Origin of the sequence: Geomonas paludis (assembly GCF_014193585.1) — a bacterium.
Classification (GTDB): domain Bacteria; phylum Desulfobacterota; class Desulfuromonadia; order Geobacterales; family Geobacteraceae; genus Geomonas; species Geomonas paludis.
The window spans coordinates 28,641-42,980 of the sequence record NZ_BLXY01000001.1; the positions used below are offsets into that span (position 1 = coordinate 28,641).

Consider the following 14,340-nt stretch of genomic DNA (forward strand, 5'->3'; position numbering starts at 1 on the left):
CCTGTCTTAGCTGTGCTCGCGGGTGGCGTGGAAGCTCAGGTCCTTCCAGTTGTCCATGGTGTTGTCCAGGCGCCACTGGCTACCGGCCAGGTAGGCAAGGTTGCCTTCGCCGTCCAGGTAGAGGCTCATGGCCTCTTTCTTCTGGAACTCGTCGAGCTTCTTGCGGTCGCCGGTGACCCAGCGCGCGGTGACGTAGGAAACGGGCTCGTAGGCGGCCTTGACGCCGTACTCGTGCTCCAGGCGATGCATGACCACGTCGAACTGCAGCATACCCACCGCCCCGACGATCCAGTCGGCCCCCATCAGCGGACGAAATACCTGCGTAGTGCCTTCCTCGGCCAACTGCACCAGCCCCTTCTCCAGCGACTTCGACTTGAGCGGGTTGAGGATGCGCACCTTTCGGAAATGCTCAGGCGCGAAATTGGGGATGCCGGTGTATTTGAGATCTTCGCCCTGGGTGAAGGTGTCCCCTATCTTGATGGTGCCGTGATTGTGGATACCGATGATGTCGCCGGCGTAGGCCTCGTCAACGTTGGTGCGATCCTGGGCCATGAAGATGGTGGCGTTGGATATCTGCACCTCGCGGCCGAGCCTCAGGTGCTTCACCTTCATGCCGCGCACGAACTTGCCGGAGCAGATACGGAAGAACGCGATGCGGTCGCGGTGCGCGGGATCCATGTTCGCCTGGATCTTGAAGGTGAAGCCGGTGAAGGGCTCCTCGTACGGATCCACGGTGCGGGTCGTCGCCTCGCGCGGCAGCGGCGACGGGGCGTTCTCTACGAAGGAGTCCAGCAGTTGCTGGACGCCAAAGGTGTTGATGGCGGAGCCGAAGAAGACCGGGGTCTGCTTGCCGGCCAGGTACGCCTCGGCGTCGAACGGGTGTGCCGCGCCTTCCAGGAGCTCGACGTCGTTGCGCAGCTCCTCGACCTGGCTCCCCAGAAGCTCGTCCAAGAGGGGATCGTCCAGTCCCTTGACCGTGACCACCTGCCCTACCCCGCGATCAGCCTCGGGATCGTAGAAGGTGATCTCCTTGGTGTAGAGGTGGTAGGTGCCGCGGAAACGCTTGCCCATGCCGATGGGCCAGGTCATCGGGGCGCATTGGATGTTGAGGGTGCTCTCGATGTCGTCCAACAGGTCGAGCGGCTCGCGCCCCTCGCGGTCGAGCTTGTTGATGAAGGTCATGATGGGCGTATGACGCAGCCGGCAGACCTCGAGGAGCTTCTTGGTCTGGCTCTCGACACCCTTCACCGAGTCGATGACCATCAAAACAGAGTCAACTGCAGTTAAGGTTCTGTAGGTATCTTCCGAAAAGTCATTATGGCCCGGGGTATCGAGGAGGTTGATCTCGAAGTCGCGGTAGGTGAACTTCATCACGGACGAGGTCACCGAGATGCCGCGCTGCTTCTCCATCTCCATCCAGTCGCTGGTGGCGTGGCGGGCCGACTTCCTCGCCCTGACCTCGCCGGCCTGTTGGATCGCGCCGCCGAAGAGCAGCAGCTTCTCGGTTATGGTAGTCTTACCTGCGTCCGGATGGCTGATGATGGCGAAGGTGCGCCGCTTCTCAATTTCTTGTTCGTTGTACCGCATCAACGGGAACTCCCTTAAAATTCTCTGGACAAAAGAAAGGCGAAGAGGGTATCTTCGCCGGACCTGACAACGTAGCATAATTGCACAGCAACCCCCTAAAGGGCAATCATTTTTTTCCGGTGGGCCGTCCATGAACGACATCTATCAGCGCCTCCACGTTGCCGGCGAAGCACAGGACGAGACCGAGATCATCGCGACCCTGGCCGCGATAAAGACTGGGAAGCTGAAAAACGACCTGAGGCTGCTTAACTTCTACCGCGAGGTCCCGGTCAGCTACGGCGCCGAGGTGCTCACGGTGGAGGAACACGACGCGGAACTGCAGGTGCACCAGATCCAGGCCGTGGTGATCGCCCATGAAAAGCTGACGGTCCTGAAAAGCAGCCATTTCCGCAGGGATGTGGCGGCGACGGTGACCTACGTCAACGTGGAGAAATCGCGGGTGGTGCTGTCCAACTTAAGCTACGCCCTGGTGCGCGCCGACCGGCGCATGTCGGTGCGGGTCCAGCTCGGCTCCGCCATCGATGCCTCCTTCGCCGCGCCGGAAGTTGACGCGGTGCACGGTCGCCTGCACGACATGTCCCTTACCGGCATGTCGATCAACGTCGCGCGGGACCCGGACCTGCCGGTGAGCCAGAAAGGTGAGCTCCGTATCAGTCTCCCGTCCGGGTCCATCACGGTCGCGGCATCGCTTCTGAAAGTGTTCACCCTCGATGACGGCTATCGGCTGGTGTTCGAGATCGAACCGTCGCGCGCGGCGGAACTGAGCATTTCCCAGTACATATTCCAGCGCCAGGTGGAGATCATCAAGGAACTGAAGGACCACCCGGGCGTATTTAGCTAGCCCCATGCTTTTTGACAGCCACTGTCACCTGGATGACCCTCAGCTTTTGCCCCACCTGGGCACACTGCTCCAGGAAGCCGAGGTGGCCGGTATCACCGCCTTCCTGGTACCCGGGGTGCACCCCTCCGGCTGGCAGCAGCTTCACTCCCTCTCCGCAGACCCTCGCATCCTTCCCGCTTACGGCGTCCACCCCATGCACGCTGACCTGGTCACCCCCTCGACACTGTCTGCCTTGAGGAGTCACACAAAGACCGCCTGCGCCATAGGCGAGATCGGGCTCGACTACCTGCTCCCCTCCCCTTCCCGCGAACTGCAGCGGCAGGCCTTTACGGCACAGTTGCGGGTTGCGCGGGAGACGGGACTGCCGGTGCTGCTGCATTGCCGTAAGGCCTTCGACGACCTGATTGCCATACTCCGCGACAACGAGGTCGGCCACATCGGGGGGGTGATGCATTCCTTTTCCGGAAGCGTGGAGACGGCAGAGATCTGCCTCAAGCTCGGGTTGCACATCTCGCTCTCCGGAACGGTCACCTACGCCAACGCCCGGCGGCCGGTCGAGGTGGCCAAGGCGGTTCCGCTGGATCGCCTGCTGCTGGAGACCGACGCGCCCGACCTCGCACCGGAACCGTTCCGGGGCAGCGTCAACGTTCCGGCTCACCTGCTGACCACGGCGCAACGGGTAGCCGACATCAGGGGTATCCCGCTCGACGAGCTCGCCCGCCGCAGCTACGACAACGCAGTCCGCCTCTTCAAACTCGATCAAGCCCCGACGCCCCACCCGCCGCATTAGACTGTTTTCATTGCGATTTCAGTCATTTGACCTCCCTTCCGGCTTCGATATACTCTTTGCCAGGCAATTCCCATTGAAACCGTTACGGAGGTGCAGCCATGTTCAAGGAGTACACACTGCAGGAAGCACTCAAACTGGCCATCAAGACCGAGAAGGAGAGCATGGACTTCTACCGTCGGGCGGGGTCGGTGAGTAAGGATGAGAGATCGAAGAAGGTGTTCGACCTGCTGGCCAACGAGGAGGCCGGCCATCTGCGGGCCTTCTTCGACCACTATCGCGGCGGCGACCTGGGGGACCTCGACACTTATCTGGCCTCACCGCCGGACAAGCAGTCGGCCACCCATCTCGCGCTGGAGCAGGCCATCGCCGCAGAGAGCCACGAGCAGAAGGCGCTGGAGATCGCCCTGAAGGAGGAGAAGGCCTGTATCGACTTCTACACCATCCTGGTGAAGGACGTGGTGGACCCGCTGGTGCGCCGCGTCTTCGAGACGGTGATCCGGGAGACCCAGGGACACTACGACATGATCGAGGACGAGTACATGCGGGTCATGACCATGGTGCATAGCTCGGATCAGAACATCTATGTGAGGGAGTAACTAAGGGAAGGCGCCCGAAGGGCGCCGGTCCATTGGGCAGCGGCAACGGCCGAGGGAGCGCTAGGCAAGGGCAACGGCCGAGGGAGGGGCCTTCTGTGGACCCGGTGGACCCGATGGACAAAAAAGTGGACCCGGTGGACGCTGCAGGATCGGCAACACCACAATGTGAAAAGCCTCCGCACCTTTTGAAAATAGGGGCGGTTCCACTGTATGAAAACAACATGAAAAATGGCCTCCCGATACCTGGGGGGCCATTTTTTTTGGTTTTTGTGTAGAAAAAGACATTAACGTCTTGACTCTCAGGGGCGAAAGTGTATGAATCATCATTGACTGTATGAAAACATATGAAAGCATTGCTTGGAGGGCATTATGGAGGGGATCAAAGCGCCAGTTTCTGGGGGTACCGGGGTTCGCGACGAGCGGTATGACGAATACCTCCTGTGGATCGGCAACCGCACAGCAGAGGATTTCGTCGGTTACATCAAGAATGTACGCGGTGTCATCAAACTAAGCCACAGCGGCATCCTGAAGGATGCTGGCATCTCTGAATCGCTGGCCCGAACCAATCCCGGCATCAAGCAACACCTGGAGGCCATGGAAAAGGACCTCGTCAAACGGGGTCACATCCCCGATCCCGCCAAGCAGAACGCTTCCGACGAACAAGACTCACCCGACACAACCGAAAACGACTACAAGCCTACCAAGCCACCGAGATCTGCTCGTGACAAGCGGCGCATTGAGGAACTGGAGCAAGAGGTCGCCCGCCTCAAGCTTGAACGCAACGACGCCCGCGAGGCTCTTGATCGCTACGGCATGCTTGAGAAGTACATGGCCGAAACCATGAGATTGCCAAGGTAGAGGGGGATGACCGAATGACTCCATGGGAAGGCATAGTCCTGGTTCGCTCCGAGAGGTCGAGGGACCCGAAAGGCTTCGGCGGAATTCTTTTCGGTGGCTACCACGTCAACGAACTGGGCGAGAAGCTCACAAAGCACCGGATCGCCGTCAACTGCTGTTCGCGAAAGCTGCCCAGCAAGGACTCTGTTCAGCCTTGGGAGATGTGGCACATCAAGGGCCGTGCGAAAGAGGTTTTCGAGGATGTGCGTGACGGGATAAAGGTTCCGACGATCAGGGTCACGGCCTCCGACCTCCACATGGTCAGGCATCGCGGCGACATCATCGTTGAAATTCTAATGAAAAGCAAGCGGTTCACGGGGGTCGGCGAAACCAAGGCAAGGGAGCTGTGGTCACGCTTCGGCGAACGGTTATACGACATTCTCGACGCAGGATGCACCGCAAGCCTAGCCGAAGTCCTGACACCGAAAAAAGCCGCCGAGGTCGCAGAGGGATGGCGTGCGTACTATGACGGGAAGGTTATCGCGTTCTTGCACAAGTACGGGTTCCCGGCAAAGCTGGCGCGGAAGGTTCTGGATTTCTACGGCAAGAACGCCGAAGTGTACCTGAAGGACGATCCCTACCGGCTGCTTGCCTTCTTGGGGGACTGGGCGAAAACCGACAGGCTGGCGAGGCGGGAATTTTCCATTTCCGAGGATGCGGAGGTGCGCCTCAGAGCTGCTATCGAGGAGGCGCTCTACCGTGCTCTGAAGGACAAAAGCACGGCGGTCAGGCTGGATACCCTCCGCGAAAAACTGAACAATATCCTCCGTGTGCCGAGGAACGACGCAGCTACAGAAATGCTGGTCGACAATGCGTTGGGGGTTGGCGAAACCAACGGATCGTACCTGATCACGCCCGATGGTCTGTACCAGGCTGTCGGCCCGTTCATCATGGAACAAACCGTCAGGGACCGGCTCAAGCGGCTTCTGGACGAACCCGACCCTGAGCCGTCGATGATCATGTCGGTTGCGACCGACGCCGACATCGACCGACTGATCTCCGAGTTCGAGGCCGCGAACCATCCGATCACCCTGAACCCCGAACAGCGTCAGGCCGTTTTCACCTCCGCGAAAAACCGTTTTTCCATCATCACCGGTGGCGCGGGAACTGGCAAGACGACAGTCCTGAAATGCCTCTACCACGTCTTGATGGGACTGGGCTACAGCGCTGTGCAGATGGCCTTGGCTGGCAAAGCCGCTAAGCGCATGCGGGAAGCGACCGGTGGCAAAGAGTCCCACACCATTGCTGGATTCCTCAGCAAGGCAGATGACATCATCGGGAGCCACAGTGCCCACACCTACTACGTCATCGATGAGTCGAGCATGCTCGACATCCCGACGATCTACCGGATCATGAGGCGTCTGCCCGACAGCATACGGCTGTTGATGGTTGGAGACCCGTACCAGTTGCAGCCGATTGGCCCCGGACTCGTCTTTCAGTTGCTGGTCGGCACCCCCCGGGTGCCGCAGGTCACCCTCACTGAGATCAAGCGTCAGGCCGACACGACAGGCATCCCGAGTTTCGCCGCCGAGATCCGCGAGAAGCGCTGGCCGACTGTGAACGCTCCTGGCGTAAAGTTCATCGAATGCGATGATAACCAGATCATTCCGCAGGTCCTCGGCCTGTTCACCCGTGACCCGGAGAAAACACAGGTCATCTGTGCCCGAGTCGCCACGGTCAAAACCATCAACGAAGCCTGCCAGGACGCCGTGAACGACACGGGCAAGCCGATCCGGATTTTCGGACCAACCGGAGACCTGAGCGGCCTCCGCATTCGTGAGGGCGACCGCATCATCATCACGGAAAACGACTGGGAGCGCGGCGTGATGAACGGCGACATCGGCACTCTAACCGCGGCCTTCGATGAGCCTGAAGATTCTCCTGATGACGATGCAGTCGTCGGCAGAGCGTTGGTCGATGGAGTCGACCAACCCATCTATCGTTCGGACGTTGAGTGGGATGAAGAGAGACTAGAACTGGGCTATGCCATCACCTGCCACAAGGCGCAAGGTTCGCAGTTCCCGAAGGTCATCGTGCCGATCATGAACTCGCTAAACACGGACGGCGAGATCACCTGCCCGATCCTCGATATGACCTGGATCTACACGGCGGTCACCCGCGCCGAGCATGAAGTCATCCTCGTAGGCCACCGACCTACCGCCGAGAAAGCCGTCGAAATGGGTGGTCGCTGGGTCACAAGAACCGTTGGGCTGAGCATCTGAGGAGGGCATATGAAGTACATCGTTTTGAAGGCGAAGGCTATCGAAGACAACAGTCTGATCCCCGAAGAAATGCCGGTCATCGTGACCGAGCATGGTGTCCTAGAGCCACTGGTCGACTACTTTCTCGAATACGATGGTCTACAGGATGCCACCCGAAGGAAGACCGTTCAGGCCGTCACCTTGCTGCTTGATTTCATGTTCGCCAACGTTGGCAATTTCGATGAACCGGAGGAGATGTTCAAGGTCTTCGTCAAGCGACTGAAGACAGGCACGATCAGCGCTGACGGCATTGACCCGAGCGGCCTCTACTGGGAGAAGAAATCCCCCAACACCGTTGGTCCCCTGGTAGCCAGACTCAACGAATTCTCGGACTTCATGGCCGATAAACTCAAAGCGAAACCGCTCAACCCGTTTAGGGAGGCCACGGCACACGAGGAGCAGCTTAACTGGGCGGCCTATCAACACAAGAAGGCCAGGAGCTTTCTTGCCCACACCTGGAGCAACGAAAAGGGCAAGAGGCAGAACAGCCAAGTCCGCACGACCGGGGCAGGCAGATCGCCCTCATCGACCCTAACTGCAACCAAGAACTTTCCGAAGGATCGAATTTTCGACCTGTTGTTCAGGGGTTTCAAACGTCGAGGCGTATGCGATGGAGCGCCGATCTACGAGCGCTGGGACCTGCGGGGGATGCTGATCACGATTCTCATGCATGGAGCTGGGCATCGCGTGTCCGAGCCGTTCCATCTCTACGTCTCCGATGTTATCGAGGACCCGTTCAAGCCAGGCAGTGCGCTCGTGCGCATCTACCACCCTTCGGAAGGCGCTGCGCCGCCCGACTTGCTTGATCAGTACGGCAACCCGATCAGGTGCACGAGGGAGGAGTACCTCTTGAAGAAATACGGGCTGAAGCCGCGCAACAAGTACGGCAAGACCGACAAACGTCATGCAAGCTGGAAAAATCCCCTGTTGAACGATGAAGGACAGAAATTCATGCATTCGTTCTGGTTCCCGAGCATCTGGGGTCGCATCTTCTGGCTTCTCTGGGGCCACTACTTGCAGCAACTGGCGCTGATCGAGCGCAACCATCCATTCGCCTTCGTCAACTTGTGGGATGGCGTTGTTGGCGACATGTATAGCATGCAGAGCTTCAGCAAAGAGACGCGGGAAGGAAAGGAAGAGAAAGGTGCTCATGCCAAGGCAGTTAAAAGGATCGGTCTGACACCGGCCAAGGCATTGGGTACCACCGCACACGGCCACCGGCATCGTTACGGCTGGTGGCTCGACCATGCTGGGCCGGGCAATAACCCTACAGAGATCGCAAAAATCAAGCAATATGCCCTGCATCACAAGAGCGTCGAGTCTCAAAAGGTTTACGGCCTTCCAACCGTCGACGAGGTGACGAAGGCCATGACCGTTGCAGATACACGACTGATTGCGGGCGGGAAGACCCCTGTCCTGCCTGATATGACGACATACGGGTTCGAGGACGTCGACCCGCTCGGCCTGTTCTCCGGGCCGCATCCCAAGCTGATAGGAGGGCGCTGAAATGGCAAAGCTGCGTAAAAACAATAAGGGGGAGGACCTGGATTTCACCCGCATCACCGAGCTTGATCCGGAGCTTGAGGAGTGGCGTGCCTTTGCTGCCGAGTGGATCAAGAACCAGAAGGGAGCACAGGGCGCGAAAATGGTTGCCCTTGATAAGTTTATAGAGAGCTACATCCACGACCTCGGCTTAAAGAAGTACCCCGCAAAGTTCTTGGCATCCGACTATGAGCCGCCCGTGTCGTTTTACGACCACCTTCAGATTAGGAATAAAGCAAAACCAAACAATTACATCGTCAATTTTCTCGACTGGGTGCTTGAGACTCATTTCTCGGCGGAGGACGATAATGGCCGCAAGGTCATCGCCCCCGGTTTCGACAATCCGTTTTCGCGGAAGAAGCATAAGGGCAGCAACACCGAGAGCAACAAGGCGGCGCTCCCCTCCGGTTATATCCGGGAGCTGCGCGAGATTCTCTGCCCACCGACCGCCCAGTCCCTCTCGGACTGGAAATGGGCCATCGAAAACGCCTTTGACGGGCCATGCGCAGGCGACTGGTTCGAGGTCGATCCGTCACTGATCGACCCGGATGATCCCGACTGTATTTGGCGCGAACGTACCGTGCCGATCTATGAGTACATGGTCAACCCAGACAAGCCGAAATCAGTAAAAGTTGTCGACAAAAGGGAAATTGTCGAGATGTGGTCACCGGTGCGCTGGGTGGCGCTCTATATCAAGCTGGAGCTGCCGCTGCGCACCGCACAGGTACGCTGGCTGGACAGCGGCGAGGCCGATACCTATCGCTACGAGGGCGTTGAGATTGACGCCTTTGGCCATCCACACAGCAAGTGGGTTGAGAACCGGTCTCCGCTTGCCTGTGGCAGCGTCAAGCACCCGTACCAAAAGGGGGTCTTCCGTCGCTCCCCTGACCCTGAAACCGGGATGGCCATGACGGCACTGTACATCAACACCAACAAGACCGCCGACATCGACAAGGTTGAAGACGCTAAGGGTTACGTCGTGCCCTGGGAACATCCCCGCGCCTTGCCTTGGCTGCTGCGCCTGCGTGATTGGCAGGCCAAGTACAACCCGATAGAGAAGCCGGTGCCATGGACCTCCCTCGAATTAAGGCATATTAGGGTTATCAAACATACGGAGATACTGGCGGAGATGGGGGATTGCTGCTTTTTGTTTCGGGCAGTTCATTCCAGAGTTAATGATGCCCAGAAAAACCTGATCGACCAGGACAAACCAATACAAGAGGAGGAATTAAAAGAAGGGTGGCGGCGTCTTCTTGAGGAACTCGAAAATCGCGTCAAGGCGCGTGATGATGGCAAGGGACAGCAGATCATCTTCGTTACTCCTGGTAGCCGAATAGGAACCAAATTCCCCCTCCACTCCCTGCGGGTTTCGCTCATTACGGCCTATGCCATTGACGGTGGTGTACCCCTGGGAGTCCTTGCCAAATGCATTGCCGGTCACGCCCGTATCATCATGACGCTCTACTACACCAAGGCTGGTGTGCGCAAGGTCACCGAGGTCATGGAAGAGGCTGAACGCAAGCTTCTGGAGGGCGAGAAGAACCAATTTGAGTCTTTTCTCGCCGAAGCAACCTACAAGCAGATCGAGATGGCCGCCGCCTTCAATGATCCCATAGCAATTCAGGCGATCATGGACAATCGCTCCAGGGCGGGATGGGTTGCCGATGAGAAGGGTATCTGCCCTTTGGGTTGCAGCGCCTGCGACAAGGGACACAAGATGCTCCGGCAGGGCAAAGAGAAGGAGGAGATCGTGCCGGTACCGGGCTTCCCGAAGAAGAACTGCGTCCGGTGCCGGTTTTTCCTGACCGGCCCTGCCTTCCTCCCTGGCCTGCTGGATCACGCCAACTGGCTGCTCTCCCAATTGAACGATCGGTCGGAGCGCTACGTCCGGTTCGAGCAGATCGTCGAGGAGCTTCAGGACGAGATGATGGCCTGCACCGAGGCCGAAAAGCCGTTCATGAAACGGGAAGACTATGAGCGGTACAGCCGTCACTACGAGCAGGAGGCCGAGAAGTGCAACATGCTCGGTGATGACCTGAACGCCACCGTCAGGCTGATGCGGCGCTGTATGGCGATTCTGAAGGACAGCAAGGACGATGACGGCAAGCTCAGTCTCGTTCCGGTTGGCGGCATGGGTGATATCGAATTTGCCTTCGAGGAGGTGTCGGAGACCCACCAGCTAGCGGTGCTGTGCGAGAGCGCCAACTTCTACCCCGAGGCCGACTCCTCCAAGGCCAACTTGCGACGTTCGCAGCTCCTCGATGCCATGCTGGAGATGAACGGGCGTGCGCCGGTATTCTTCAAGTTGCCCCCCGACCTTCAGCAACAGGTCGGCAATGAGTTCATGCGCCTTCTCAAGGTCCAACAAGGGTCGCTCAGGGGCGCATGTGATGTGATTGAGGGTCTGCAAACATTGGAGGAGATCGGCTTGCTTGAGGCAGCCTCCGACTTGATCGAGCACAGCACAGGGCAACCTCTTCTGCTGAACTCCACCATTCTTCTCGAACAGCTCCCGACCGGGACAGGAGGTGATTGATGAGCAAGCTACAGACCCAGATCCATCCTGACGAGGTTCTTGAGGCCCTGAAGGCCACCTGCGGCAACAAGCGCAGCAAAAACAATCTCGACATCCTCCATGCGGTCTGCCGGAGACAGAAGGAGGGCAATTCGACAGACTTCACCCTCCCTACCATCGGTGAGCTGTCATCCAAGGCCAATGGCCCCGGCTACACCAGTATTCGCACTCAGGATAAGTCCGGCCAGAGATTCCAGCAACTCATCACCTCCTGGGCGAACTACTCAGGCGGCGTCACTACCCAGTCGAAGCGTGAGAGTCAGCAGGAGAACAAGCCGACGACGCTGGCCGAGCAGTTGCAGAAGGCAGGTGTCGATGCGGCATTGGTCGCCTTAGTCGGTCGACTTGAGGTAGAGCACCGAAGGGCGGTCAATGCTGTGAACCTCGCTAAAAGCCAAAGCGAGGTCGTTATCGACCGTCGCAGAGCCGCCCTACCAGCAGTTCCATCGGCCACACCCGTAGTGCTACCAGCCACAACCCTGACAGATATGGAGAGAGAGGCGTTGCGGGCCGCTCTCTCTGAAGACTTCCTCGCTGACCAGGGGTGGACTGTAGACAAATCAGGGCGTATCAAGAACGATAAGAAGCGCACCATCTTTCAGGCCGGTTTCGCCTCTGCTCTGAGGAAAATGCTCGACGCATAGACCACCCCAGAAAATGAAGGGCGACCCTCCTAGTATGGCAAGGAATATGAGCAGGTAATCTAGGGGATCCAACGCTCTTTCCTCATCTATCCAACGGGGTCGGCCTTGCCCCGCCCGCCCAGGTTTTCCGGGCGGTCGGTGTCCAAGGACGTGGTTATACCCTATCTTTTCCCATCAGTTAGTTTATTAGCGATAGATTGGAGGTCTTCATGAATATTCACGTTATATCCACACCCGCGTGTACTACAACTGTACGGAAAGATCTTCGGCTCGGTGTTAAAAAGTGGTCGTTTACACTCGGGGCAATATGCAATTGGCGAATAAGAACCCGCAGCGTCTCTTTTAAAGAGAGCCCCTTGATACTCCGTAAACTCCGGGGGAATAGACGCCTTGGCAAGTTTGTCACGCAATTCGATCACTTCTTTCTCAAGGTCGGAACATTTTTTATACAGGTCTGCACGTTCTTTTTCGACTATGGTGAGTTCATCTTTAAGAAGGAGTAAGCGCTCCCCGCGAATAGTAGCGCTTCCATGCTCGTTGATTAAATCTTCAATGATTTTGAAAGGATTCATTTTGATTTCCTCCAGTTTTTACGGGGTCCACTTATGGCCGCATTTTAGGCAGGTTATTACAGTCTTTTTGCTACCAATTAAACCACCAAGCAAACCGACTGGACCGAGAGCCAAACCACCGACCGCTGCTTTTCCTAGGCCAAAACCTTTACTTCCGGCAGAGAAAGTATTTTTAGCTCTGCATTTTGGGCAGATAATTGATGCTTCGGTTTCTTTTGGTTTTTTAGCAGGTTGCAGCTGGAATGTATATTTTTGAGCATTGCAAAACCCGCAATGTGGACATTTATCGTTGAAATGGAAAATCTTTATTGCATTGCTTACATGTAAACGAAACTCTAGCGATGGGGCACCCACAATGCGGACAAACTCCGGCCTTATCGGAAACTTCTCGGCTACATTCCGGACAGCTTATAAGTGCCATATTACAACCTCCTCTTTCTGGGGTATAACGGGCTGCTGGTGAGCGGCGGAGCGAATCAACTCTTACAGACTGTTGTTGCCATCTCTCGCCTACTGCGGAGTCCGCCTCTACCAGTTTTTGTTGGGATATGCGCTCGGAAACATGGCCATTGCATCCATCAGATGGAGGCCATTCCTTAAATGCCTGGTCATCTGGCCGTTACTTTCAGATTAGCACTGGACGTCCAAACAATTTCGTAAACCAAATTTTATCAAATACGCAATCGACACTATTCACATACTTTCGTGCGTTTATTAAAGCATCGCTCTGCTTTCTGATGCCATCCTCGGAGTACTCTGTAGTGAAGGATGAATCGGTAGTAAAGACAACTAGCCAAAGTTGTTCCGAGGGTTTCACATAATACTTTTCCACCTTTTTCTGAATCACTCTTTTCAAAGCTTGGTTCCTAGCATTTAGGTCAATGTAGGCAGCTGATTGCCGACCAACTCGAAACGAAGCCAACCCTTGGGAATTAGAGGACGGCACAGTGTCTGGTGAATTATGTGTATATGTTCTGTCGGTTAATTCTGTCAGCTGAATTAAGATCCGAGCTTCCCCTAGCATTGCGCTGAAATCGTGGTCATTTTCCGGGAGTTGAACTAGGTCTGTCAGGTGAGGCAATGGCTGAAACATGTTGTATTGATTAGCAAAAACAGAAATGGCGTCAAGCTCCTGCTGATCCTTAACCACGGACAACTTGGAGGACACCTTGATAGTCTCTCCTAAAACAGGAAAAAGGTAGTATCCGAACTCACTGGTTGGTTTTTTGGGTACTTTTTTCATCATAAATTTCACCAACGGCTGGGCGGTGAGCGGTCCACCGCTGGTTGGACGCTTCACTCACAAACGCAAACCCCGAAAAGTTTAAGTGAGAATTTATTATAGATATTCTCCAGAGTCATTTCCCCTGACTGTATCTCATTTTGAAGGTAGACTGACTCTGCACGTCTTGAGTGAGCAGCAGTGGTTTTATCAGTGAGAAACTTCTTATCAGCTTTAAGAAGCTCCCCAAATATTTCAATGAGATCAGCAGTTGCACCCGCTCCAAACTCAACTGCGACCTCTTTTTCTATTTCTTCTAGAAACTCACTCGAAAAAGACAAAGCTAGACCGACATACTGCTTCATGCCATACGAACTGTCGTAGCGTCCCATAGCGCGCAGTCTTCTCGATAAGCTTTTTGCTTCAGAATCCCAATGATCGAAAATGAGATCGTGTCGTTTAAAGACGTATTCTCGCGATACGTCCTTAAAAATAAAGGAGCCTGATTCACAGACTTTCCACCAATCGTCCCGATGTCTTCTCAACTCACTTGGTTTATATTTTATTCCGAGTGGGTGCTTGGAGTTATAATGACCGGCATCTGCATGGCAGGTGAGACAGAGGACAATGGCATTATCAAGAGTATCAGGTCCGCCCTCTGCCTCTTGGATGATGTGGTGGACGTTAACGTTTCTTCCGCCAAACTTGCGGCACAGGCAGCAGCACCTTTTCGATCGTACTAGGGCTTCTTCCTTTGTTGCTGAACTAAATGGCATATTTCCTTCCTGTCCAACGGGCTAGCGAATCAGCGGT

At 56.2% G+C, this 14,340-nt stretch carries 13 protein-coding genes; 9 read left to right on the forward strand and 4 right to left on the reverse strand.

Going from position 1 to position 14,340, the window contains the following annotated elements; genetic code table 11:
* Positions 1-6: 6 nt before the first annotated feature.
* Positions 7-1,587 (reverse strand): peptide chain release factor 3, encoded by a 1,581-nt coding sequence (locus H7687_RS00140; protein ID WP_371877539.1) that lies wholly within the window; start codon positions 1,585-1,587, stop codon positions 7-9.
* 130 nt (positions 1,588-1,717) lie between these two features.
* Between H7687_RS00140 and H7687_RS00145 the strand changes: the two genes are divergently transcribed.
* The 9 genes from H7687_RS00145 (at position 1,718) to gmtX (ending at position 11,733) form a co-directional block, all read left to right on the forward strand.
* Positions 1,718-2,428 (forward strand): PilZ domain-containing protein, encoded by a 711-nt coding sequence (locus H7687_RS00145; RefSeq protein ID WP_183343863.1) that lies wholly within the window; start codon positions 1,718-1,720, stop codon positions 2,426-2,428.
* Between the two features lie 4 nt (positions 2,429-2,432).
* Complete coding sequence (locus H7687_RS00150) at positions 2,433-3,218, forward strand: TatD family hydrolase (protein WP_183343864.1); 786 nt, start codon at positions 2,433-2,435, stop codon at positions 3,216-3,218.
* A gap of 98 nt (positions 3,219-3,316) precedes the next feature.
* A complete protein-coding gene (locus H7687_RS00155; RefSeq protein WP_183343866.1) occupies positions 3,317-3,814 on the forward strand; it encodes a ferritin-like domain-containing protein in 498 nt (165 codons plus the stop codon).
* A gap of 113 nt (positions 3,815-3,927) precedes the next feature.
* A complete protein-coding gene (locus H7687_RS00160; protein WP_183343867.1) occupies positions 3,928-4,089 on the forward strand; it encodes a hypothetical protein in 162 nt (53 codons plus the stop codon).
* Positions 4,090-4,183: 94 nt separating this feature from the next.
* Positions 4,184-4,672 (forward strand): VPA1267 family protein, encoded by a 489-nt coding sequence (locus tag H7687_RS00165; RefSeq protein WP_183343869.1) that lies wholly within the window; start codon positions 4,184-4,186, stop codon positions 4,670-4,672.
* 14 nt (positions 4,673-4,686) lie between these two features.
* Complete coding sequence (locus H7687_RS00170) at positions 4,687-6,933, forward strand: ATP-dependent DNA helicase (protein WP_183343871.1); 2,247 nt, start codon at positions 4,687-4,689, stop codon at positions 6,931-6,933.
* Positions 6,934-6,942: 9 nt separating this feature from the next.
* Positions 6,943-8,478 carry a gamma-mobile-trio recombinase GmtY gene (gmtY, locus tag H7687_RS00175; protein WP_183343873.1) on the forward strand — a complete coding sequence of 512 codons (1,536 nt, stop codon included), beginning with the start codon at positions 6,943-6,945 and terminating at the stop codon, positions 8,476-8,478.
* Between the two features lies 1 nt (position 8,479).
* Entirely contained in the window at positions 8,480-11,050 is a 2,571-nt protein-coding gene (gene gmtZ, locus H7687_RS00180) for a gamma-mobile-trio integrase GmtZ (RefSeq protein WP_183343875.1), read from the forward strand.
* Positions 11,050-11,733 (forward strand): gamma-mobile-trio protein GmtX, encoded by a 684-nt coding sequence (gene gmtX, locus H7687_RS00185; RefSeq protein ID WP_183343877.1) that lies wholly within the window; start codon positions 11,050-11,052, stop codon positions 11,731-11,733. Before gmtZ ends, gmtX begins: the two co-directional genes overlap by 1 nt.
* A 161-nt stretch (positions 11,734-11,894) precedes the next feature.
* On the opposite strand, the gene H7687_RS00190 is transcribed toward gmtX, so the two are convergent.
* The 3 genes from H7687_RS00190 to H7687_RS00200 all read right to left on the reverse strand — a co-directional run bounded on the left by H7687_RS00190 (position 11,895) and on the right by H7687_RS00200 (position 14,303).
* Positions 11,895-12,305: a hypothetical protein gene (locus tag H7687_RS00190; RefSeq protein ID WP_183343879.1), complete on the reverse strand. Its 411-nt coding sequence runs from the start codon at positions 12,303-12,305 to the stop codon at positions 11,895-11,897.
* A 625-nt stretch (positions 12,306-12,930) separates the two neighbouring features.
* Positions 12,931-13,551: a hypothetical protein gene (locus H7687_RS00195; protein ID WP_183343881.1), complete on the reverse strand. Its 621-nt coding sequence runs from the start codon at positions 13,549-13,551 to the stop codon at positions 12,931-12,933.
* 50 nt (positions 13,552-13,601) lie between these two features.
* Positions 13,602-14,303 (reverse strand): HNH endonuclease, encoded by a 702-nt coding sequence (locus tag H7687_RS00200; protein WP_183343883.1) that lies wholly within the window; start codon positions 14,301-14,303, stop codon positions 13,602-13,604.
* Between the last annotated feature and the right edge of the window lie 37 nt (positions 14,304-14,340).